At 65.5% G+C, this 23,558-nt stretch carries 14 protein-coding genes and 3 rRNA genes; 7 read left to right on the top strand and 10 right to left on the bottom strand.

All coding sequences use genetic code 11. The features are described 5' to 3' along the window. The first annotated feature begins 67 nt into the window (after positions 1–67). Positions 68–1,615: an amino acid permease gene (locus FB560_RS01260; protein WP_141870702.1), complete on the top strand. Its 1,548-nt coding sequence runs from the start codon at positions 68–70 to the stop codon at positions 1,613–1,615. 21 nt (positions 1,616–1,636) lie between these two features. Here FB560_RS01260 and FB560_RS01255 read toward each other — a convergent pair whose 3' ends face one another. After that, the gene (locus FB560_RS01255) at positions 1,637–1,909 is read right to left on the bottom strand and encodes a metal-sensitive transcriptional regulator (protein ID WP_045255889.1); all 273 of its coding nucleotides are present in this window, start codon (positions 1,907–1,909) and stop codon (positions 1,637–1,639) included. Between the two features lie 176 nt (positions 1,910–2,085). Between FB560_RS01255 and FB560_RS01250 the strand changes: the two genes are divergently transcribed. The 4 genes from FB560_RS01250 to FB560_RS01235 all read left to right on the top strand — a co-directional run bounded on the left by FB560_RS01250 (position 2,086) and on the right by FB560_RS01235 (position 6,901). Next, positions 2,086–4,047 carry a hypothetical protein gene (locus FB560_RS01250; RefSeq protein ID WP_141870701.1) on the top strand — a complete coding sequence of 654 codons (1,962 nt, stop codon included), beginning with the start codon at positions 2,086–2,088 and terminating at the stop codon, positions 4,045–4,047. Positions 4,048–4,177: 130 nt separating this feature from the next. Continuing rightward, positions 4,178–5,455 (top strand): DUF445 domain-containing protein, encoded by a 1,278-nt coding sequence (locus FB560_RS01245; RefSeq protein ID WP_141870700.1) that lies wholly within the window; start codon positions 4,178–4,180, stop codon positions 5,453–5,455. Position 5,456: 1 nt separating this feature from the next. Next, positions 5,457–6,374, top strand: coding sequence for an agmatinase family protein (locus FB560_RS01240; RefSeq protein ID WP_141870699.1), 918 nt, complete (start codon positions 5,457–5,459; stop codon positions 6,372–6,374). After that, positions 6,371–6,901, top strand: coding sequence for an AAA family ATPase (locus tag FB560_RS01235; protein ID WP_141870698.1), 531 nt, complete (start codon positions 6,371–6,373; stop codon positions 6,899–6,901). The genes FB560_RS01240 and FB560_RS01235 overlap by 4 nt, the downstream gene beginning before the upstream one ends. Before the next feature lie 7 nt (positions 6,902–6,908). Here FB560_RS01235 and hutI read toward each other — a convergent pair whose 3' ends face one another. The 3 genes from hutI to hutH form a co-directional block, all read right to left on the bottom strand. Then, on the bottom strand, positions 6,909–8,072 hold the full coding sequence (hutI, locus tag FB560_RS01230) for an imidazolonepropionase (protein WP_141870697.1): 1,164 nt from the start codon (positions 8,070–8,072) through the stop codon (positions 6,909–6,911). Positions 8,073–8,162: 90 nt separating this feature from the next. Next, positions 8,163–9,827 (bottom strand): urocanate hydratase, encoded by a 1,665-nt coding sequence (gene hutU / locus FB560_RS01225; protein ID WP_141870696.1) that lies wholly within the window; start codon positions 9,825–9,827, stop codon positions 8,163–8,165. Next, on the bottom strand, positions 9,820–11,361 hold the full coding sequence (gene hutH, locus FB560_RS01220; RefSeq protein WP_141870695.1) for a histidine ammonia-lyase: 1,542 nt from the start codon (positions 11,359–11,361) through the stop codon (positions 9,820–9,822). Before hutH ends, hutU begins: the two co-directional genes overlap by 8 nt. A 52-nt stretch (positions 11,362–11,413) precedes the next feature. Between hutH and FB560_RS01215 the strand changes: the two genes are divergently transcribed. Beyond that, positions 11,414–12,202, top strand: a complete 789-nt coding sequence (locus FB560_RS01215; protein ID WP_407662540.1) for an IclR family transcriptional regulator — start codon at positions 11,414–11,416, stop codon at positions 12,200–12,202. 143 nt (positions 12,203–12,345) lie between these two features. On the opposite strand, the gene rrf is transcribed toward FB560_RS01215, so the two are convergent. The 3 genes from rrf to FB560_RS01200 all read right to left on the bottom strand — a co-directional run bounded on the left by rrf (position 12,346) and on the right by FB560_RS01200 (position 17,615). After that, a 5S ribosomal RNA gene (gene rrf, locus FB560_RS01210) occupies positions 12,346–12,462 on the bottom strand. A gap of 108 nt (positions 12,463–12,570) precedes the next feature. After that, positions 12,571–15,675, bottom strand: a 23S ribosomal RNA gene (locus FB560_RS01205). A gap of 416 nt (positions 15,676–16,091) precedes the next feature. Further along, positions 16,092–17,615, bottom strand: a 16S ribosomal RNA gene (locus FB560_RS01200). Together the 16S, 23S and 5S rRNA genes form the textbook arrangement of a ribosomal RNA operon. A gap of 747 nt (positions 17,616–18,362) precedes the next feature. Here FB560_RS01200 and FB560_RS01195 point away from each other — a divergent pair. Then, positions 18,363–19,139: a hypothetical protein gene (locus tag FB560_RS01195; RefSeq protein ID WP_141870694.1), complete on the top strand. Its 777-nt coding sequence runs from the start codon at positions 18,363–18,365 to the stop codon at positions 19,137–19,139. Between the two features lie 48 nt (positions 19,140–19,187). On the opposite strand, the gene cydC is transcribed toward FB560_RS01195, so the two are convergent. Genes cydC through cydB form a run of 3 tightly spaced genes read right to left on the bottom strand, consistent with a single transcriptional unit; the run spans position 19,188 to position 23,544 of the window. Continuing rightward, positions 19,188–20,858 (bottom strand): thiol reductant ABC exporter subunit CydC, encoded by a 1,671-nt coding sequence (cydC, locus tag FB560_RS01190; protein ID WP_141870693.1) that lies wholly within the window; start codon positions 20,856–20,858, stop codon positions 19,188–19,190. Continuing rightward, entirely contained in the window at positions 20,855–22,519 is a 1,665-nt protein-coding gene (gene cydD / locus FB560_RS01185; protein WP_141870692.1) for a thiol reductant ABC exporter subunit CydD, read from the bottom strand. The genes cydC and cydD overlap by 4 nt, the downstream gene beginning before the upstream one ends. Beyond that, positions 22,516–23,544 (bottom strand): cytochrome d ubiquinol oxidase subunit II, encoded by a 1,029-nt coding sequence (gene cydB / locus FB560_RS01180; protein ID WP_141870691.1) that lies wholly within the window; start codon positions 23,542–23,544, stop codon positions 22,516–22,518. The genes cydD and cydB overlap by 4 nt, the downstream gene beginning before the upstream one ends. Positions 23,545–23,558 lie beyond the last annotated feature (14 nt).

Genomic DNA, 23,558 nt, shown 5'->3' with positions numbered 1-23,558 from the left:
CACCATTGACTGTCACAATCATGCCCAAGGTGCACCCGGCGCCTGTACTTCAGCGAGCGGAGAACGGATGTCTGGACAGAACAGCGGTGCCCGCAAGGTCTCCGGAGCGACCTATACACGCGCCGGCAGCGAGTACTTCGAAAAACGGACGCTCAAGCGATCGGCCGGAGTGTGGGGTCTGTGGGGCCTCGCCGTCGCCGCCGTGATCTCCGGCGACTTCTCCGGCTGGAACTTCGGCATCGACTTCGCCGGCTTCGGCGGCATGCTGATCGCTTTCGTGATCCTCGTGCTCATGTACTACGGGATGATCTTCGCGATCGGCGAGATGGCCGCCATGATGCCGCACACCGGCGGGGCGTACTCCTTCGCGCGATCCGCGATGGGCCCGTGGGGCGGACTCGTCACGGGCGCAGCCGAGACCATCGAGTACGTCGCGACCACGGCGGTGATCGTCTACTTCTCGGCGTCGTATGCGAACGGCATCACCAGTGAACTGCTCGGACTCCAACTGCCGGGCTGGGTCTGGTACCTGATCCTGTACATCGTGTTCATCGCACTGAACTCCGCCGGAGCGGCGATCTCCTTCCGCTTCGCGATCGTGGTCTCGATCATCTCGATCGGCATCATCGTGGTGTTCTCGCTGATGGCGATCTTCTCCGGCGCGTTCAGCTGGGACGCGCTGTGGAACATCGCCCCGGATGAGGGTCAGACCGAGTTCCTGCCGCACGGCGTGCTGCCGATCCTGTTCGCTCTGCCCTTCGCCATGTGGTTCTTCCTCGGCATCGAGGAGCTTCCGCTCGCGGCCGAGGAGTCGCACAACCCGACGCGCGACATCCCGAAGGCCGGATTCTGGGCCCGCGGCACGCTGATCGTCACCGGACTCCTCGTGCTCTTCCTCAACACCGGCGTCATCGGCGCCGAGGCGACGGGCAAGGCCGGAGAGCCTCTGCTCGACGGCTTCCGTGCGATCGTCGGCGACCAGTTCGCCGCCGTGCTCGCCCTGTTCGCCCTGATCGGACTGCTCGCCTCGCTGCAGGGGATCATGTTCGCCTACGGACGCAACATGTACTCGCTGTCCCGCGCCGGCTACTACCCGCGCTTCCTGTCGCTGACGGGCAAGCGTCAGACCCCGTGGGTCGCTCTCGTCGTGGGCGCCGCGATCGGCTTCGTCGCTCTCATCGTGCTCGACGTCCTCGCGGCCGTCGACGCGAAGGGCGCGGGTACCGTCGCGGGTGCGATCGTGCTGAACATCGCCGTCTGGGGAGCCGTGCTCGCCTATGGCCTCCAGCTCATCTCGTTCATGATCCTGCGCAAGAAGTACCCGAACGTCGACCGTCCGTACCGCAGCCCCTGGGGCATCCCCGGTGCGGCCCTCGCGCTGGTGATCGCCGCGCTGATCTTCGTGGGCTTCCTGCTCAACCCGACGTTCGGACCGGCGATCATCGCGATCGCGATCGTCTACGTCGTCATCCTGCTCGGCTTCGCGCTGTTCTTCCGCCACCGCCTCGTGCTCTCGCCCGAGGAGGAGTATGCACTCTCGGGCGGCTCGCACGGAGACCCGCAGGCCGAGGGCTACGACGCCATGGAGGGCGAGGTGTTCGGCAAGGGCAAGTGACGCTCGGAGCGGGGCGAGGCGCTACTTCGAATCGAAGTCGAAGGCTTTGAGCAATTCGAGGACCGCCTTGTCCCGCTCCTCGCCGCCCTCCTCGAACATGTGCGTGACGTGCGTGCGCAGATGGTTCTCGAGCAGCAGGCGGTTGAGCGATTCCAGGGAGCGCTGGATGGCACGCGACTGCGTGATGATGTCCATGCAGTACTCCTCGTTCTCGATCATCCGCGCGACGCCGCGCATCTGACCCTCGAGGATGCTGGTGCGGTGCAGCGCGCGCTTCTTGATGTCTTCGATCACCCTCCGAGGGTACTCCGCGCCGCGCACGCCGGGTCCCGCTGAAGGTGCAGACACGAGCAGTTGTATGCATCAAAGAATCCTGCAGCACCGCTGGACCAGTTCCGGATGCCGAGACGCCTGTCGTGGCCCAGTGATACTGTCGGCCTCTAGCAGGTTCCAAAGGAGGAACTCCGCACATGCCGCTGCCATATCAAACAGTCTTACGCCTTCCAGCGAATGCGAACGCAGTCGCGATAGCAGAGCAAGAAGCTGAACGCTGGCTGCTCTCCAAAGCGTCTCCGGAGTACCGAGAACTTGTCCGATCAGGTGAAGTTTTCAAAGCGGGCGTTCATGCCATCGGCAAAGACAAGACTCTCACCGTCGTGCGAGCAGATCGGGACGAAGACGGCAGCCGGCGAGTGCGCATGCGGCTCGTTGAAAAGAACCCTCACGGCGAATGGGAAGCGTCAATCACAGCGGTGGACTACCCCGTTGGAAACCGCCGACGCGACGCCCTAATTATTGGTGCTGCCAAACTCGGCGATGCGCATGGCGATTGGGAAGCCGACCCCCCGCGTCTGGTCAAGGATTTCCTGGCGCGGGAGAACGTTTACGATGGCGAGGCTCGGGTCACCGCTGAGCCGCAAATCTCCGGCGTTGAAGAGATTCAAGGAGTGCTGGCGGCGATCACCGACCGAGCTCGGTCAGTATCGGTCATCGTGGCGGCTTCGCTCGGATCCGAGTACGACAGTGAGTTTCGAGGGCGATTGTCGCGATTGACCGCCAAGGTGGTTGGCGTAGCCGCTGTCTACTTCATCACGTCTGACGCCGTTTCGTCGCTAAACGAACACCTCGGCAAGTCGCATTCGATTGAACCCGGCCGAATCCGAACGTTCCTTCCACTCGTGGACTTACACGACCAGGCCGATGCTCGTCGCCATCGGGTGCTCGGGCCGGCCACATTTGCGAACGCTATCCGAGGCAATGGTGTGGCGAGCTACCTCCAGTCTGCGTTCGCACTTGAGACACGCACCGCGCTGCTAGCGCGCCCGCTCCCAAGCGACATCCGACGAGGTATTGAAGCTCTCGACGCGGAGTCGAACCGGATCAGCCACGAAAGCCGGATCGGTGAACGCGTTCGAGTCCGCCTGTCGTCGTCTCCCCTCCAGGGAGAGCAAGCATCCGTCGAGTCGCACACACCGCCACATCTCGAAGCAGACGAGGCAACCGTAGACGAGACGCTCAGCGCCCCAGTAGTCGCCTCCGCTCTGCCTCGCGGACTCAGGGAGATTCTCGACAAGTTGGCGACCTTGTCGAGCCGGTGGCTAAAACGAGACAAGACCGCGCCCATAACTCCGTCGGCGGTCGACGACCTTGAGGAGTACCTCGCGGTTAAGACTGCGACCGCCGAAGAGTGGTTTGAAACGGCTTCGGCGTTGGAAGTGGAACTCAGCACCTCGACCGTCGATACGGAGACGCTCCGTGCAGAACGCGACGACCTTGACCTCGAACTATCAGTCGTCGAGGAAGAATCTGCCAGACTACGTCGGCAAATCGCTCACCTTCGGACGAAGTTGGTCGACGCTCAACTCTATGACGAAGCCTATGGCGCGCCGTCGGCTGAACCCGAATGGGACGTGCCTCAAAGCCTGGTCGAGCTCGCTACCGTCCTACGCCGCGACTCCGAACAGCGACATCCTGCGTTCGAAGTTGTTGAGTTCTGCGGTGATATCCGTCTCGTGGAAGACGTACAGAAACGAGACCCCGTCGGACGATACGCAGGAGCGTTCTGGGAGTTCATCCGCACTCTGCACGACTACGCGCGGCTAAAGGTGGCAGGCGACTTCGCTGGAAGCGTGCATCAGTATCTCGCCAGCGACGTTGCTGGCTATAAGTGCTCGCCGCAACGGCATGCCGGTACCGAGAGCGAAAGCGTGCTTACCAATGCAACGTGGCGTACCCAACGTGTGTTGCCGGTTCCCACGACCGCGCACCCGGATGGGCGCGTGCTGATGTCGGCGCATTTCAAAGCGACTCACGCAGACACCGTGGCCCCTCGCCTCCACTACTGGGACGACATTCGGCCTGGGGAGGGAGGCAAGATCTACATCGGATACATCGGGCGCCACTTGGATAACACAAAGACAAAGAGCTCCTAGCTTCTCGGGTGCCGTGTTGTCCGCGAGCGCGACAGAGCTGCTCACCGCACGGATCCCGCTGTCTGGCCCGCGAGACGGGGAGGCGGCGGATGTCGGCCGGGCCGTCGCACCCGCGTGCGAGGATGGCGACATGCCGCGAACACCGATGGCGATGCTGTCTCCCGCCGACCAGGTCCGACTGCGCGCACTGCGGCGCATGAAGGCGGTGGCGCTCGGTGCCCTGATCTTCATGGCGATCGCGTTCGTGATCGCGTTCATGTTCCAGGAGCGACAGCCGTGGCTGGCGTACGTGCGCGCCGCGGCCGAGGGCGGCATGGTCGGTGCACTGGCCGACTGGTTCGCGGTCACCGCGCTGTTCCGCCGTCCGCTCGGACTCCCGATCCCGCACACCGCGATCATCCCGAACCGCAAGGACGAGATCGGCCGCACGCTCGGGGAGTTCGTCGAGACGAACTTCCTGGCAGCCGACGTGGTGCGCACCAAGCTGTCGAGCACGGCGATCGCCCAGCGCGCCGGCGAGTGGCTGCGCGAGGCCCCGCATGCCGAACGCGTGGGCGCCGAGGGGGCGACCATCGCGACAGCGGTGCTGAACGCCCTGAGCGACGATGATGTGCGCGACCTCATCTCGGATCTCGCCCGCGAGCACCTCGTCACCCCGGAGTGGGGCCCGCCCGCCGGTGCGTGGCTGGAGAAGATCGTGGAGGCGGATGCCCACCACGGCGCCGTCGATCTCGCCGCCGACAGCATCGCCCGGTGGTTGGAGGTCAACGCCGAGTCGTTCAGCGGTCTCGTCTCACGCCGCCTCCCCTCGTGGGTACCGCGTCTCGCGCACCGCTTCGTCGATGACACGGTCTACAACGAGGCCGTGAAGTTCGTGCACGCGGTGCAGGCCGACCCGCATCACCCCGCCCGGCTCGCGGTCGACGGCTACCTCGCACGTCTGGCCGACAGCCTGCAGAACGACCCGGCCACCCGCGCCAAGCTCGAGAACGCGAAGGCATCGCTGTTCGACAGCCCCCGCGTCGGCGCGCTGGCGGCTGAAGCCTGGAACACCGCGAAGAACGGCCTGCTCACCGCCCTCGCCGACCCCGAGAGCGGCCTGCGCCGCCGGGCCGTGCAGGCGTTGCAGGAGGTGGGCGAGCGTCTGACGACGGATGCCGCACTGCAGACCCGCGTCGACACCTGGGTGTCCGATGCCGCGGTCTTCCTGGTCGACCGCTACCGCCACGACATCGCTTCGATCATCACCGACACCGTCGAGCGCTGGGATCCCGCCGAGACGACCGAGAAGATCGAGCTCATGGTCGGCCGCGACCTGCAGTACATCCGCCTGAACGGCACGTTCGTCGGTGCCCTCGCCGGCCTGGCGATCTTCACCATCGCCCACGCCCTGATCCCCGGAGTCTGACATGGCCCTCTCGCACGACGCTCTCTGGCCGCGCGCCGGCTCCTGGCCGGCCTTCGACGGGGCGGCCGATGCCGTGCTGCTCGGCGTGCCGACCTGGCGCACCTCGCTCTCGCCCACCGGTGCGCACGCGACGCCCGCGGCGATCCGCGATGCGCTCCCCCGCTACGGCACCACCCTGATGGGCCCGCCGATCGTCGACCTGAACGAGCGGCTGCGCATCGCGGATGTCGGCGACATCGCCGAACCGGACGGCGACGCGGGCGAGGCCGAGGTCATCGCGCGCGTACGCGAGCTCTCGGCGGCCACCGAGCTCGTGATCGCGCTCGGCGGCGACAACTCGCTCACCTACCCCGTCGCGCTGGGCGCGCAGGCGACCGGGCTCATCACGTTCGACGCGCACTTCGATCTGCGCGACGGCGTCTCCAACGGCACGCCCGTGCGACGCCTGGTCGAAGATGTGCCGGTGTCCTCGACCCTCGACACGGCGCGCATCGACCCCAGCCGCATCGTGCAGATCGGTATCGCGGACTTCGCCAACTCCGCTGCCTACGCCCAGCGCGCAGCGGACTGGGGCATCCGCGTGATCACGCTCGACGAGCTGCGTCGCCGCGGCATCGACGACGTGGTGGCCGAGGCCGTCGAGATCGCCGGCGCCGGGTCCGACCCGCGCGTGCATCTCGACATCGACGTCGACGTGTGCGACCGCTCGGTCGCCCCCGGCTGCCCGGCGAGCGTGCCCGGCGGCCTGCAGGCGTGGGAGCTGCGCGCGCTCACCCGCGCCGTGGCCTCCGATCCGCGCGTCGTCAGCGCCGACCTGGCCGAGGTCGACGCGACCGCCGACACCGACGATGCCCGCACCATCCGCCTGGCGGCACTCTGCGTGCTGGACCTGCTGGCCGGGCTCGCCGCACGGCCATGAGGATCGTCGTCTCGGGCACGCACGGCAGCGGCAAGAGCACCCTCATCGCGGACTTCGTCGCGCGGCGTCCGGAGTATCTCGCCCTCGGCGACCCTTTCGAGGAGCTCGACCTCGATGACCCGGCGAGTGCCGCGAGCTTCGCCGCACAACTGCGTCTGACGGCGGCACGTGTGCGCGAGACGGCGGGGGAACCCGCCGTGATCTCCGAGCGCGGACCCCTCGACTTCGTCGCCTATCTGACGGCGCTGGAGCAGTTGGGGCGCAGCGACGGCGAGCTCCTCTCCCGCGCGACGGCCATCGCCGATGCCTCGTTGGCCGACGTCGACCTGGTGGTGCTCCTGCCGTTGGACGACCGGCATCCCATCCGAGTCCCCCTCGATGAGGACCCCGCGTTGCGTGACGCCATGGATGCGGCACTGCTCGACCTCGCGGACGAGCGCGAGGGCGCAGGGGGCACCCGCTTCCTCACGCTGGGCGGGGACTCGGCGTCGCGACTGCGCGACCTGCTCACCGCCACGGACGCCTGAGCCGCAGTCAGACGACGGCGACGCCGTCCTTCCAGACCGCGCGCACGAGCGGAACCCCCGGCCGGTAGGCGAGGTGGATGCGCGTGGGCGCGTCGAGCAGCGCCAGGTCGGCACGGGCCCCGGGTGCGATCACGCCCACATCGTCGCGGCGCAGCGCTCTGGCACCGCCCGCGGTCGCCGCCCACACGGCCTCGGCGGGCGTCATCCCCATGTCGCGCACCGCGATCGCGATGCAGAACGGCATGGATGACGTGAAGCTCGACCCCGGGTTGGTGTCGCACGCCAGTGCGACCGTGACGCCGGCATCGATCAGCCGGCGCGCGTCCGGATAAGGCTGGCGCGTCGAGAACTCGACCCCGGGCAGCAGGGTGAGCACAGTGTCCGACGCCGCGAGCGCCGCGATGTCGTCATCGGTCAGGTAGGTGCCGTGATCGATCGAGGCCGCACCGAGCTCGACGGCAAGCTGCACGCCCTCACCGGGGCCGAGCTGACTGGCGTGCACGCGGGGGGCGAGACCGCGCGCGATCCCTGCCTCCAGCACCCGTCGGGACTGCGGCACCGTGAAGGCGCCGGTCTCGCAGAACACGTCGATCCACCGCGAGTGCGGCGCGCACGCGTCGAGCATCGGTCCCGTCACCAGGTCGATATACTCGTCCGGCCGGTCGGCGTACTCCGCGGGCACCACATGCGCGCCGAGGAAGGTGACCTCGGGTGTCACCTCGGCGGCCAGACGCACGAGCCGTTCCTCGTCGACGACGCTGAGGCCGTAGCCGCTCTTGATCTCGACGGTCGTGGTCCCCTGCGCGAGCATCTCGTCGAGGAACCCACGCAGTCGCGCACGCAGTTCGTCGTCGCTCGCGGCGCGTGTCGCAGCCACGGTGGAACGGATGCCGCCGGCGGCATACTTCTGCCCCGCCATGCGCGCCTCGAACTCCGCGGCACGGTCCCCGCCGAAAACGAGGTGGCTGTGGCTGTCGACGAATCCGGGGATCATGGCCCCGCCCCCGGCATCCACAACGTCATCAGCGGAGGGAGCATCCGCCGCCGCACCGACCCAGGCGATGCGGCCGTCCTCGATCAGCACCGCCGCATCCTTCACGGTCCCGCACAGATCGCCGTCGCTGCCGACGTTGGTCGTCAGCTCGCCGATGTTCGTGATGAGCGTGGTCATGGCGCTTCCTCCTGGTGACGGGTCAGAACACGCCCCTTCCGGAGCGGATGCTGCGGCGTGTTCTGACCCCTCGCCGCTGTGTCGAGTGTGTCAGAGCATCGGGATCTTGAGGCCGCGGTCACGCGCGACCTCACGGGCGTGCTCGTACCCGGCGTCGACGTGACGCATGACGCCGGTGCCCGGATCGTTCGTGAGCACACGCTCGAGCTTCTCCGCCGCGAGAGCAGTGCCGTCGGCGACGGTGACCTGACCCGCGTGGATCGAGCGGCCGATCCCGACGCCGCCGCCGTGGTGCAGCGAGACCCACGACGCGCCGGATGACGTGTTCAGCAGCGCGTTCAGCAGCGGCCAGTCGGCGATCGCGTCGGAGCCGTCCTTCATGGCCTCGGTCTCACGGTATGGCGAGGCGACGGAACCGGAGTCCAGGTGGTCCCGGCCGATCACGATCGGCGCCGCCAGCTCGCCCGATGCCACCATCTCGTTGAACTTGAGCCCCGCGAGGTGGCGCTCCTTGTAGCCCAGCCAGCAGATGCGGGCAGGCAGTCCTTCGAAGTGCACCTTCTCGCCGGCCTTCTCCAGCCAGCGGTGCAGCGCCGCATCCTCGGGGAAGAGCTCCGCGATCGCGCGGTCCGTCTTGTAGATGTCCTCGGGGTCGCCCGACAACGCGGCCCAGCGGAACGGCCCTCGTCCCTCCTCGAACTGCGGACGGATGTACGCCGGCACGAAGCCGGGAAACTCGAACGCCCGCTCGAAGCCACCCAGCTCCGCCTCGCGACGGATCGAGTTGCCGTAGTCGAACACCGCGGCGCCGGCATCCTGGAACGCGACCATCGCGGCGACGTGCGCGGCCATCGACTCGCGCGCGCGCCGTGTGAACTCCTCCGGATCACGCTCCGCCTCGACCTTCCAGTCCGCGACGCTGATGCCGACCGGGAGATACGCCAGCGGGTCGTGCGCGCTGGTCTGGTCGGTCACGACATCGATCGGCACGCCGCGGCGGCGCAGCTCGGGGAAGACCTCGGCCGCATTGCCGACCACGCCGACGGAGAGCGCCTCGCCGGCCTCCTTGGCCGCGACCACTCGAGCGACGGCGGCGTCGAGATCCGTCGTGTACTCGTCGAGGTAGCCGTGCTCCACGCGACGAGCCAGGCGCGACTCGTCGACGTCGACGATCAGGACCGCGCCGTCGTTGAGGGTCACCGCGAGCGGCTGCGCGCCCCCCATTCCGCCCGCCCCACCGGTGAGGGTGAGCGTGCCGCGCAGCGAATCGCGGCCGAGCGAGCGCGCGACGGCGGCGAAGGTCTCGTACGTGCCCTGGAGGATGCCCTGGGTGCCGATGTAGATCCAGGAGCCGGCCGTCATCTGGCCGTACATGATGAGTCCGAGCTCTTCGAGCTTGCGGAACTCGGGCCATGTCGCCCAGTCGCCGACCAGGTTGGAGTTGGCGATCAGCACGCGCGGCGCCCACTCGTGGGTGCGGAACACTCCGACCGGCTTGCCGGACTGCACCAGCAGGGTCTCGTCCGGCTCGAGCTCGTCGAGCGTACGCACGATCGCGTCGTACGCCTCCCAGCTGCGCGCGGCCTTGCCGGTGCCCCCGTAGACGACCAGGTCTTCGGGGTGTTCGGCGACCTCAGGGTCGAGGTTGTTCATGAGCATGCGCTTGGCGGCCTCGGCGCCCCAGCTCTTGGCGGTGCGCTGGTTGCCGCGCGCGGCGCGGACGACACGAGGGCCGGATGCGGTGGACTCAGCCATGGGTGTGCTCCTTTGCGATGCGGGCGACGGCGCCCGACTGGACGAGTTCTGCGACGGCTTCCATCTCGGGCGAGAGGAAGCGGTCGGGACCGGGGCCGGCGGCCACGGTACGGATGAGGTCGCGCACGGCGCCGGTGGCAGGGCCGGCCTGGAGCGGTGCCCGCAGATCGAGGGCACGCGCACCCGTGAGGATCTCGATCGCGAGCACGCGGCCGAGCCCGTCGATCGCGCGGCGGAGCTTGCGGGCAGCCGCCCACCCCATCGAGACGTGGTCCTCCTGCATCGCCGAAGATGGGATCGAGTCGACGGATGCCGGCACGGCGAGGCGCTTGAGCTCCGAGACGATTCCGGCGGAGGCGTACTGCGCGATCATGAGCCCGGAATCGACGCCCACCTCATCAGCGAGGAACGGCGGGAGCCCGTGGTTGCGCGCGGGGTCGAGGGCACGGTCCGTGCGACGTTCCGAGACCGAGGCGACATCGGCGACCGAGATCGCGAGGAAGTCGAGCACCGCGGCGACGGGAGCACCGTGGAAGTTGCCGTTGGATTCGATGCGGCCGTCGAGCGTGATGACCGGGTTGTCGATCACACTGGCGAGCTCACGTCCGGCGATCATGGCGGCGTGGGCCATGGTGTCACGCGCGGCACCGTGCACCTGGGGCGAGCAGCGCAACGAGTACGCATCCTGCACGCGTCCGTCGTCCGGGCCCTTGTGGCTGGCGACCATCGGGGAGTCGCCGAGGAAGGCACGGAGGTTCGCCGCGGACTCGGCCTGTCCGGTCTGCGGACGCAGCGCCATCAGGTCGGCCGCGAACACGGCATCCGTTCCGAGCTGCGACTCGATCGACATGGCCGCCGCGATGTCGGCGGTGAGAAGCAGCTCCTGCAGGTCGTGCAGCGCGAGCACCAGCGTGCCGAGCATTCCGTCGGTGCCGTTGATCAGCGCGAGGCCCTCCTTCTCGACGAGGGTGAGCGGCTCGATGCCGGCGGCGGCCAGCGCCTCCGCAGCACTCTGGAGATCACCCTCGGCGTTGCGGACATCGCTCTCGCCCATCGCCGCGAGCGCGATGTGGGCGAGAGGCGCGAGGTCACCGGAGCACCCGAGCGACCCGTACTCGCGCACGATGGGGGTGATGCCGGCGTTGAGCATCGCGGCATAGGTCTCGACGACGACAGGGCGTACTCCGGTGCGACCGGAGGTGAGGGTCTGCAGACGGAGCAGCTGCAGACCGCGCGTGACCTCGCGCTCGATCTCCGGCCCCGTGCCGGCCGCGTGCGAACGGATCAGGCTGGCCTGCAGCTGCAGACGACGGTCCGGTGCGATGAAGGTGGTCGCGAGCGCACCGAAGCCGGTGGAGACCCCGTAGTGCGGATGCGGGTCCGCAGCCAGGCCGTCGATCACACTGCGGGTCTCGGCGACACGGGCGAGAGCGGCGGGGTCGATGACCACGGGCGCGCCCAGCCGTGCGACGGCGACGACATCTGCGGGAGCGAGGGGCGCCGCGCCGACGAGAACAGGGGCAAGATCAGTCATGTTCTGATTCCACACCCGCCGTGTCGACGGCGACAGCGGATCGTGAGATCCTGTGTCTGTGATCCCAGACAGCACCCCCCAGCCTCGTGCGGGCGAACCGCAGGTGCCGGCGGCTGAGAACACGCTGCGCATCCTCAGCTACCTGGCCGGGCGGCCGGCCCCGGTGGCAGCATCCGCGATCGCGCGCGAGCTCGACCTGCCGCGCTCCACGGTCTATCACCTGCTGACGACGCTGTCGGCTCACGGCTTCGTGCTGCACTTCCGCGAGGAGCAGCGCTGGGGCCTGGGCACTTCGGCCTTCGAACTGGCCGGCGGCTACACGCGCCAGCAGCCACTCGCTCGGTTGGGGCGGCCGTTGATCGCCGCTCTGTCCGACCGGCTGGGCGAGAGCGCCCATCTCGCCGTGATGAGCGGCGGCGACGTGCTCTACATCGTCGAGGAGCGCGCCCCCCGGCGCCCCGCCCTGGTGACGGATGTCGGAGTGCGGCTGCCCGCGCACCTCACCGCCAGCGGTCGGGCGATGCTGGCGGCGCTCCCCCGTGAGCAGGTGCGCGCGCTGTACCCGAGTGCCTCTGCTTTCCCTGATCGCACCGGATTGGGGCCGCGGCGTCCCGCCGAGCTGCGGGAACTCCTGCGGGAAGTGAGGGCGCGTGGCTATGCGGTCGAAGACAGCGAGGTGGCGGACGGCTTGCGATCGGTCGGAGCTGTCGTGCGCGACCACGCCGGCTGGCCGGTCGCCGCTGTTGCGGTCACGTGGGGCGGAGAGGGCCTGGAGGAGCGCCTGCTCGCGGATGCCGTGATCGAGACAGCAGGGATCCTCGAGTCACGCGTCAAGAGGTGAGCGGCGTCATCGGCCGCCCAGCGCTACTGCCTTAACGCAGAAGAGCCACCCCGCGAGGGATGGCTCTTCTTCATGTTTCGTGCACACTTCTGCGTAAACGCAAAATGGCCACCCATCGATGGGTGGCCATTTGCTTAAAAGAAGTCCGGCGGTGTCCTACTCTCCCACAGGGTCCCCCCTGCAGTACCATCGGCGCTGTGAGGCTTAGCTTCCGGGTTCGGAATGTAACCGGGCGTTTCCCTCACGCTATGGCCGCCGAAACACTATTGATGTTTCAATCAAACACATAACAAAGTCATTGTTGTTATGCGGTTCTCGACCGTACATCGAGAACCACTCAGTGGACGCGTAGCACCAACAAACGGTGTGTTATCAAGTCATCGGCTTATTAGTACCAGTCAGCTGCATGCATTACTGCACTTCCACATCTGGCCTATCAACCCAGTAGTCTGGCTGGGAGCCTCTCACCCGAAGGTATGGAAATCTCATCTTGAGGCCGGCTTCCCGCTTAGATGCTTTCAGCGGTTATCCATCCCGAACGTAGCTAATCAGCGGTGCTCCTGGCGGAACAACTGACACACCAGAGGTTCGTCCAACCCGGTCCTCTCGTACTAGGGTCAGATCCTCTCAAATTTCCTACGCGCGCAGCGGATAGGGACCGAACTGTCTCACGACGTTCTAAACCCAGCTCGCGTACCGCTTTAATGGGCGAACAGCCCAACCCTTGGGACCTACTCCAGCCCCAGGATGCGACGAGCCGACATCGAGGTGCCAAACCATGCCGTCGATATGGACTCTTGGGCAAGATCAGCCTGTTATCCCCGAGGTACCTTTTATCCGTTGAGCGACAGCGCTTCCACAAGCCACTGCCGGATCACTAGTCCCGACTTTCGTCCCTGCTCGACCTGTCAGTCTCACAGTCAAGCTCCCTTGTGCACTTACACTCGACACCTGATTGCCAACCAGGTTGAGGGAACCTTTGGGCGCCTCCGTTACTTTTTGGGAGGCAACCGCCCCAGTTAAACTACCCACCAGGCACTGTCCCTGAACCGGATTACGGTTCGAAGTTAGATATCCAGAGTGACCAGAGTGGTATTTCAACAATGACTCCACATGAACTGGCGTCCATGCTTCAAAGTCTCCCACCTATCCTACACAAGCCACACCGAACACCAATACCAAGCTGTAGTAAAGGTCACGGGGTCTTTCCGTCCTGCTGCGCGTAACGAGCATCTTTACTCGTAATGCAATTTCGCCGAGTTCGCGGTTGAGACAGTTGGGAAGTCGTTACGCCATTCGTGCAGGTCGGAACTTACCCGACAAGGAATTTCGCTACCTTAGGATGGTTATAGTTACCACCGCCGTTTACTGGGGCTTAAATTCTCAGCTTCGCCTTGCGGCTAACCGGTCCTCTTAACCTTCCAGCACCGGGCAGGCGTCAGTCCGTATACATCGTCTTGCGACTTGGCACGGACCTGTGTTTTTAGTAAACAGTCGCTACCCACTAGTCTCTGCGGCCTCCAAACGCTTTCGGGAGTAAATCCCTATACGCCGAAGGCCCCCCTTCTCCCGAAGTTACGGGGGCATTTTGCCGAGTTCCTTAACCACGATTCTCTCGATCTCCTTGGTATTCTCTACCTGACCACCTGAGTCGGTTTGGGGTACGGGCGGCTAGAACCTCGCGTCGATGCTTTTCTTGGCAGCATAGGATCACCCACTTTTTATCCGCATCGTGTCTCAGCCTATGTGAGAGACGGATTTGCCTATCTCTCGGCCTACGCACTTGCACCAGGACAACCATCGCCTGGCTTGGGCTACCTTCCTGCGTCACACCTGTTAATACGCTAACCGCACCAGAATGGGGTCGTGCGCTAGGCCCAGAGCGTCACCCCGAAGGGATCAGTCACTGGGATTCAGACACTTAGCACTACTGGATTAGCTTGGGCGGTTCTTCGCCGGTACGGGAATATCAACCCGTTGTCCATCGACTACGCCTGTCGGCCTCGCCTTAGGTCCCGACTTACCCAGGGAAGATTAGCTTGACCCTGGAACCCTTGGTCTTTCGGAGGACGTGTTTCTCACACGTCATTCGCTACTCATGCCTGCATTCTCACTCGTGTGGCCTCCACGGCTGGTTTACACCGCCGCTTCGCTGGCCACACGACGCTCTCCTACCCATCAATACGGCTGGACCACGAAGGCCTACCAAAAATATCAATGCCACAACTTCGGTGGCGTGCTTGAGCCCCGTTACATTGTCGGCGCGGAATCACTTGACCAGTGAGCTATTACGCACTCTTTCAAGGGTGGCTGCTTCTAAGCCAACCTCCTGGTTGTCAAAGCAACTCCACATCCTTTCCCACTTAGCACGCGCTTTGGGACCTTAGTTGGTGGTCTGGGTTGTTTCCCTCTCGACTATGAAGCTTATCCCCCACAGTCTCACTGCTGCCCTCTCACTTACCGGCATTCGGAGTTTGGCTGACGTCAGTAACCTTGTAGGGCCCATCGGCCATCCAGTAGCTCTACCTCCGGCAAGAAACACGCAACGCTGCACCTAAATGCATTTCGGAGAGAACCAGCTATCACGAAGTTTGATTGGCCTTTCACCCCTATCCACAGCTCATCCCCTCAGTTTTCAACCTAAGTGGGTTCGGTCCTCCACGACGTCTTACCGTCGCTTCAACCTGGCCATGGATAGATCACTTCGCTTCGGGTCTAGGACATGCGACTGAATCGCCCTATTCAGACTCGCTTTCGCTACGGCTACCCCACACGGGTTAACCTCGCCACATATCGCTAACTCGCAGGCTCATTCTTCAAAAGGCACGCTGTCACCCCTACTAAGGAGGCTCCAACGGTTTGTAAGCAAACGGTTTCAGGTACTATTTCACTCCCCTCCCGGGGTACTTTTCACCTTTCCCTCACGGTACTTGTCCGCTATCGGTCATCTGGGAGTATTTAGGCTTATCAGGTGGTCCTGACAGATTCACACGGGATTTCACGGGCCCCGTGCTACTTGGGATACTCTTCGCGCCAAGAGAGGCATTTCGACTACGGGGTTGGCACCCTCTATGACCGGCCTTTCAAGACCGTTCGTCTATACCTTCTTGTAACGCCGCCATCTCGGCAGAGATGACTGAAAAGTCCCACAACCCCCAACGTGCAACGCCTGCCGGCTATCACACACGCTAGGTTTAGCCTGTTCCGGTTTCGCTCGCCACTACTAACGGAATCGCGGTTGCTTTCTCTTCCTGTGGGTACTGAGATGTTTCACTTCCCCACGTTCCCTCTACCCGCCCTATATATTCAGGCGGGAGTCACTAGGTCGGCACGCCGCCCAGCGGGGTTTCCCCATTCGGACACCCTCGGATCAAAACTTGCTTATCAGTTCCCCGAGGCTTATCGCAGATTGCTACGTCCTTCTTCGGCTCCAGATGCCAAGGCATCCACCGTTTGCTCTTAAAGACTTGAAATCACATGAGTTTGAATCAGAATCGACACCAGACCCCGAAAGGTCCGGCATGAAATTGACTAATGATCTTTAAGATCATCTTGTGCAACAACCCGAAGGCAGTTGCAAGATGCTCGCGTCCACTGTGTAGTTCTCAAAGTACGGGCGGTACCCCCATCCACAACCCCCCAAAAGAGGAAACAGAAAGAGGTCCAGAGGTACAGACTCGAATCCCAAAGGATCCGCATCCGGTCCCTCAGGACCCAACAGCGTGCAGACACCGGTCCCCTCACCCAGAACCTTCCAACCGCCGAAGCAGCGTACTAGTTCCGAGATCAGATCTCGATGCCATGTCAAATGTTCCACCCATGAGCTCCCAGCGAAGAACGTATGCCTTCGATCTGGGTTCTGGACTCCGAAGAGTCAGATGCTCCTTAGAAAGGAGGTGATCCAGCCGCACCTTCCGGTACGGCTACCTTGTTACGACTTAGTCCTAATTACCGATCCCACCTTCGACGGCTCCCTCCACAAGGGTTAGGCCACCGGCTTCAGGTGTTACCGACTTTCATGACTTGACGGGCGGTGTGTACAAGACCCGGGAACGTATTCACCGCAGCGTTGCTGATCTGCGATTACTAGCGACTCCGACTTCATGAGGTCGAGTTGCAGACCTCAATCCGAACTGGGACCGGCTTTTTGGGATTCGCTCCACCTCGCGGTATTGCAGCCCTTTGTACCGGCCATTGTAGCATGCGTGAAGCCCAAGACATAAGGGGCATGATGATTTGACGTCATCCCCACCTTCCTCCGAGTTGACCCCGGCAGTATCCCATGAGTTCCCACCATTACGTGCTGGCAACATAGAACGAGGGTTGCGCTCGTTGCGGGACTTAACCCAACATCTCACGACACGAGCTGACGACAACCATGCACCACCTGTTTACGAGTGTCCAAAGAGTTGACCATTTCTGGCCCGTTCTCGTATATGTCAAGCCTTGGTAAGGTTCTTCGCGTTGCATCGAATTAATCCGCATGCTCCGCCGCTTGTGCGGGTCCCCGTCAATTCCTTTGAGTTTTAGCCTTGCGGCCGTACTCCCCAGGCGGGGAACTTAATGCGTTAGCTGCGTCACGGAATCCGTGGAATGGACCCCACAACTAGTTCCCAACGTTTACGGGGTGGACTACCAGGGTATCTAAGCCTGTTTGCTCCCCACCCTTTCGCTCCTCAGCGTCAGTTACGGCCCAGAGATCTGCCTTCGCCATCGGTGTTCCTCCTGATATCTGCGCATTCCACCGCTACACCAGGAATTCCAATCTCCCCTACCGCACTCTAGTCTGCCCGTACCCACTGCAGGCCGGAGGTTGAGCCTCCGGATTTCACAGCAGACGCGACAAACCGCCTACGAGCTCTTTACGCCCAATAATTCCGGATAACGCTTGCGCCCTACGTATTACCGCGGCTGCTGGCACGTAGTTAGCCGGCGCTTTTTCTGCAGGTACCGTCACTTTCGCTTCTTCCCTGCTAAAAGAGGTTTACAACCCGAAGGCCGTCATCCCTCACGCGGCGTTGCTGCATCAGGCTTGCGCCCATTGTGCAATATTCCCCACTGCTGCCTCCCGTAGGAGTCTGGGCCGTGTCTCAGTCCCAGTGTGGCCGGTCACCCTCTCAGGCCGGCTACCCGTCGACGCCTTGGTGAGCCATTACCTCACCAACAAGCTGATAGGCCGCGAGCCCATCCCCAACCGAAATTCTTTCCAGACGCAGACCATGCGGTCACGCCACATATCCAGTATTAGACGCCGTTTCCAGCGCTTATCCCAGAGTCAGGGGTAGGTTGCTCACGTGTTACTCACCCGTTCGCCACTGATCCCACAGAGCAAGCTCCGTGTTCACCGTTCGACTTGCATGTGTTAAGCACGCCGCCAGCGTTCATCCTGAGCCAGGATCAAACTCTCCGTAAAAAAGAAATGCATACCCCACCGGGAAAACGGTGACGCAGCGAGTTTGATGCTGACCAAAGAGACAAATTCATTGCTGACTTCATCCATTGCCAACCCCCCGGAAGGGATTGGTCTTTGATCCAAAGGAATTCTCAACTAGCCGAAGCTAGACGAGGATAATTTGGCATTTGACAAGTGCACGCTGTTGAGTTCTCAAGGATCGGATGCTCCCACGACCCAGTCATCACAACCAGGCCCGAAGGGCAACTTCTCTATCTTATCTGTGTCTTTCGGGCTGTCAAATCGACACGCCGGAAGGCTCAGAACCAGATCTGCAGCTCGGGACTCAAGGCCTCCGAGGCAACTTCACTAGCTTATCCGTTCCGGCGTCGCTGTCAAACTGACTGCTGTTCCGGTGTGGATGCCCCACGTCAGACAGAAGTGTGTCTGCGATCTTCTCCGAGGAGCTGATCGAGTGGGGGTGGTTCTCCGCTTGAGGGGGGTGAGGCTCTCGGCCTCTCCGCTTCCCTGTGGGGCGAACAAGTAATAAGTTACGCGGATCCCGGGGATCGGGCAAATCCGGCTCCCCCGCCGGGCGTGTCGCCCGGATTTCCACACTCTCACCGCACGTGTGCACGCCCGCGTGCCCCCGCCCGCGAGAGGAACGCACGCGCCGGCGCACGAGTGTTATCCACGGCCCCTCCTCCCTGGGCGAGGGCACTGCTCGCGGTTAGGATGTCCTAAGCACCCGAAGGAAGGATGCGCATCATGGGCTTCATCACCTCCGCAGCGCTGGCCGAGACCGGCTACGTCGTCCTGGACGACCACGACCAGGCGGCAGACCCCGCCGAATGGCTCGATCTGGAGTACGTCGGTTGGCGCTCTTCCGGCATCACGCGTTTCGCGCCGCTTGCCAGCTACGCGGGCGCCGTCGAGTGCAACGGGTTCTGGAACCACACCCCTCCACGTACAGACAAGGATGGCGTCTGGGTTCCCTCTCAGGTCGCGATCGCTCCCGTCCTCCAGGCGCGGGCGCTGGAGCCCGGTGCCGCGGTCGGCCGCTGCCGGGTGATCGAGCTGCAGCCGAACCACTACGCCGACGCGATCTACAACCTCCACCAGGACGACAACAACCGTCTCAACGAAGAAGGCACCGGCTGGGTGGTGCGCGGGTACTACAACCTGACAGACGACCCCGACTCGATGCTCATCCTCCGTTCCGACCGCTTCGATCCCGCGACCGAGATCCGACTGCCGCTGCGAGAGGGCACACGCATCATCGTCGACACGCAGCGCTTCTGGCACGCGGTCTGGCACCGGGGCGTCGCCCCGCGCTATGCGCTCATCACGTCGTGGACCTCGGGACCCGAGCTCGATGCGTACATCGCCGCGAACCACGGAGACCCGCATCCGCCGACCGTCGACCTCGATGCGCAGTTCGTCGACGACGCCCAGGTCGAACTGCACCGCCGCATCGAGGAGCGCCGCCGCGCATTCGAGGCGCAGGGCATCGTGATGGAACCTCCCACTCCTCTCTACGGCTGACCCCGCAGGCGTTCCTCACGGATGGCGGATGCGCAGCGCGGGAGCGGGTCAGACCGTGCGACCGGCCTCGATGCGCACGACACGGTCGACGATTCCGGCCGGAGGGGCGACGTGCGAGATCAGCAGCACCGACTGCCCACCCGCCGCATCGAGCAGGTCGCGCAGCAGCGCATCGGATGCCGCGGGGTCGACTCCCGCGGTCGGCTCATCGAGCACCAGCACCGGGAATCCGCGCAGCAACGCCCTCGCCAAGGCGATGCGCTGCGCCTGCCCGCCCGACACCAGCGCTCCCCGGTCGCCGACGCGCGCATCCAGTCCGCCGCGCTCGCGCACCCAGTCGCCGAGACCGACGCGGTCGAGCACGTCCTCCAGCTCGGCGTCGCTCGCGGAGTCACGCGCGAAGAGCAGGTTCTGGCGGATGTCCTCATCGAACAGCTGAGGACTCTGCTCGCACAGCCCGATCGTGCGCCGCAGCGCCGGCCCGGACAGCTCGGCCGCGCTCACGCCGTCGATCGTGTACTCGCCCTCCGCGCGCAGGAAGCCGACGAGCGCGGCCGCGAGTGAGCTCTTGCCTGCCCCGCTCGGGCCGGCGACGAGAACCCGTTCCCCCGGAGCCAGGTCGAGATCGACGCCCCGCAGCCCCGCGGTGCCGCCCGGCCAGGTGACCCGCACATCGCGCAACCGCAGCGTCGGCGTCCCTTCGATCTGCGACTCCGCGCCCTCGTCACCGCGGAGCTGTTCCGGCATCCGCTCGGGCAGCACATCGACGATGCGTTCGGCGCTCGCGCGCACGCTGCGCCACGATGCCGCCGCGATCGGCACCGCGCCGAACACCTCGAACACGACCATGGGCACGAGCACGGCCACCGCCAGCCACGGGCCGTCGATCGCACCGGTCACGAGTCCGGGGGCTGCCGCGGCGAGCGCCCACACCGACGCCGCGCCCGAGACGGCCGAGACCACGCCCGCGGCCACCGCCTGCGCGAGCGATGCTCTGCCCACGACCCGGCGCAGGGCGGCATCCTCCGCGGCGATCCGGGCACGGGCCTGCTCTTCGGCACCGTAGGCGAGGAGCACGTCGAGGCTCCCGAGGTAGTCGACGAGCGCGGCCGACAGTGCGGCGCGGCGTGCGGAGACGAGCGCTTCCGCCCGGGAGCCGAACAGCCAGCCCATCCCGACGGCCGCCGCAGCCGCGACCAGCAGGCACGCGGCGAGCGTCAGCGCGGCGGGCGGCGACACGAACGCGATGAACCCGACCGCGCCGATCGCGACGAGGCCCGACACCGCGAGCGGCTGCACCACGCGCAAGGGGAGGTTCTGCAGATTGTCGACGTCGTCGACCAGAGCCGACAGCACGTGGCCGCGGTCGGTGGAGCCCAGCCCCGCCGGCGAGAGCGGGATGAGTCGACGCACCATGTCGGCACGGGTCGTGGCCAGCTGGCGGAGTGCGGCGTCGTGTCCGCTCAGCCGCTCGAGGTAGCGCAGCACGGCACGCGAGACCGCGAAGAAGCGCACGCCCACGACCGCGATCGACAGTGGCACGAGCGAGTCGACGATCGAGGCGCTCACGATCAGCCACCCGCTCACCGCGAGCAGGCTGACTGCGGCCCCGGCCGACAGCGCGCCCCACAGCAACCCGGGGAGGAAGCGGCGCAGCGGTGGCTGGGCGAGCTGGAGCACGGAGCGCACCCGCGCACGGCGGGACTCGGCGACGCTCATACGCTCACCCCCAGTGCGATGACCTGATCGGCGATCTCCCGCGCGGAGCGGCGGTGCGAGACGAGCAGGATCGTGGCGCCGGCATCCGCCCGCTCGCGCAGCGCCGCCCAGAGCCGCGCCTCGGTCTCGACATCGAGGGCGCTGGACGGTTCGTCGAGCGCGAGCACGCGTCGCGGATCCTGCGCATGCCGGTACAGCGCCCTGGCCACGGCGACCCGCTGCGCCTGTCCGCCGGAGAGTCCTGCTCCCTGCACGCCGAGCTCGAGCGCCGGATCGATGGTCTCTGCGCACGCGGCATCGAGCGCGCGGCGGATGCCGTCGGCATCCGGTGCCGGATCACCCAGCGCGACGTTGTCTCCGACCGTTCCCCGCAACAGGCCAGGGGTCTGCCCGCCCCAGGCGAGCCAGTCGGCCGGATCGAGCTGCCGCACCTCGCTGCCCCGGAACGATGCGGATCCCGAGTACTCCGCCGCCCCGCGCAGCGCCGCGAACAGGCTCGACTTCCCCACCCCGCTCGGTCCCTCGATCAGCGTGATCCTGCCGGAGTCGGCGGCGAAGGAGACGGGTGGAAGGTCACGGACGCGCAGTCCGTCGATGACGAGCCCCGCGTTCGCGGTTCGCAACTCCTCCAGAATCTCCGGATGGGCGCCCGCCGCCGTGGTTCCCGCCGCGGCTGCGACGGTTCTGGAGGAGTTGTGGACACCATCCGGCTGAGCCCCGGCCTCATCCAGCACGGCGAAGATGTCCTCGGTCGCGGCGACGCCCTCGGCCGCGGCGTGGAACTGCACGCCGACCTGCCGGATCGGCAGGAACGCCTCGGGGGCGAGCAGCAGCACGAACAATCCCACCTCGAGCGACAGATCGCCGGACAGCAGCCGGAACCCCACCGACACCGCGATCAGCGCGACCGCGAGCGAGGCGAGCAGCTCCATCGCGAAGCCGGAGAGGAACGAGAACCGCAGTACCTTCATGGTCTCGCGGCGGTACTCGTCGGCCGTCGACTCGATCCGGTCGGCGGCGCGCTGCTCGCGTCCGAACAGTCGCAGCGTCGCGAGCCCCTGCACCGTGTCCGCGAAACGGACGGCGAGCCGCTGCAGCGTGTGCCACTGCTTCTGCTGCACGGTGCGGGTCGCGATGCCGATCAGGATCAGGAACAGCGGGATCAACGGGAGCGTGACCGCCGCGGTCAGTCCACTCGGCCAGTCCTGCCACCACATGACCGCGAGCACCACGGGCGTCGCGATCACGGTCAGCACCAGCTGAGGGATGTACCGCGCGAAGTAGGAGTCGAGCGCCTCCAGCCCGTGCCCCGCGGTGACGGCGAGCGCCGTGCGGTTGCGCTGCGCGAGCCATCCGGGTCCGAGGCGTCCGACCGCGCGGATCAGCGCGGCGCGCAACTGCATCCCGGTCTTCGCGGCGGCGCGGGTGCCGGCCGCATCCGATGCCGCGATCAGCAGTCCGCGCAGCAGCGCCACCGCGAGCAGCCACAGCAGGGACGCCGTGACGTCGCGCCCCGCGAGCGCGCCGGTGACGGCATCCGTCAGCAGCCACGCGAACACGATCACGACCGCGGTCTGGACCACGCCGATCAGCGCGGATGCCGCGAGGAACCCCCTCGCGGCACCCGCGTAGCGCAGCAGTCTCGGATCGACGGGTTTCACGCGTGCGCCGGAGCCCCCTCGATGGAGCTGCGGGTGACGCGCTTGCGGAAGACCCAGTACGTCCAGGTCTGGTACGCGATCACGAGGGGCAGGGCGATCAGCGCGGTCCAGCTCATGATCTGCAGCGTGTACGGCGTGCTCGACGCATTGGCGATCGTGAGGCTGTACGCCGGGTCGATGGTCGACGGCATCACGAACGGGAACAGCGCGGAGAACAGCATGACCACGGCGAACAGCACCGTCAGGATGCCGGCGAAGAACGCCCAGCCGTCGAGCTTGCGCACCGAGAGCACGACCGCGCTCAGCAGCGCGACGGCGGCGACCGCTCCCGTGCCGATCACGAGCCAGAGCAGCGGCGCCTCGCGCCCCGCGGCGATCACGACGGTCCACACCACGGTCGCGGCGGCGGCGAGCACGGTCGGAACCGCGGCGCGCAGGGCGAGCCGCTGCGCATCCTGGTGCACCTGCCCATCGGTCTTGAGCGCGACGAACAGCACCCCGTGCAGGAAGAACAGCAGCAGCGTGGTGACGCCGACCAGCAGCGCGTACGGGTTGAGCAGGGCGAAGAATCCGCCGACGTAGATGTGGTTCTCGTCCAGCGCGACGCCCTGCACGATGTTGCCGAAGGCGACGCCCCACAGCAGGGCGGGTACGGCCGAGCCGATCACGATCATCCGGTCGAAGCCCGCCTTCCACTTCGCGCTCTCGCGCTGGTGGCGGTACTCGAACGAGACGCCGCGCAGGATCAGTGCGAGCAGGATGAGCAGCAGCGGCAGGTAGAAGCCGCTGAACAGGGTGGCGTACCACTCGGGGAACGACGCGAACAGGCACGCACCCGCCACGATGACCCAGGTCTCGTTGAGGTCCCAGACCGGGCCGATCGTGTTGATGACCTGGCGGCGCGACACGTCGTTCTTGCCGAGGAACGGCAGCGACATCCCGACGCCGAAGTCGAACCCGTCGAGCACGAAGTACCCCACGAAGAGGAAGGCGACGACCCAGAACCAGAGTGTTGCGAGATCCATGATGTCCCTTCCTC

The sequence above is a fragment of the Microbacterium saperdae genome, assembly GCF_006716345.1.
Lineage (GTDB): Bacteria > Actinomycetota > Actinomycetes > Actinomycetales > Microbacteriaceae > Microbacterium > Microbacterium saperdae.
Note: the sequence above shows the minus strand (reverse complement) of the source record. Positions and strands in the feature narration are given on the sequence as shown.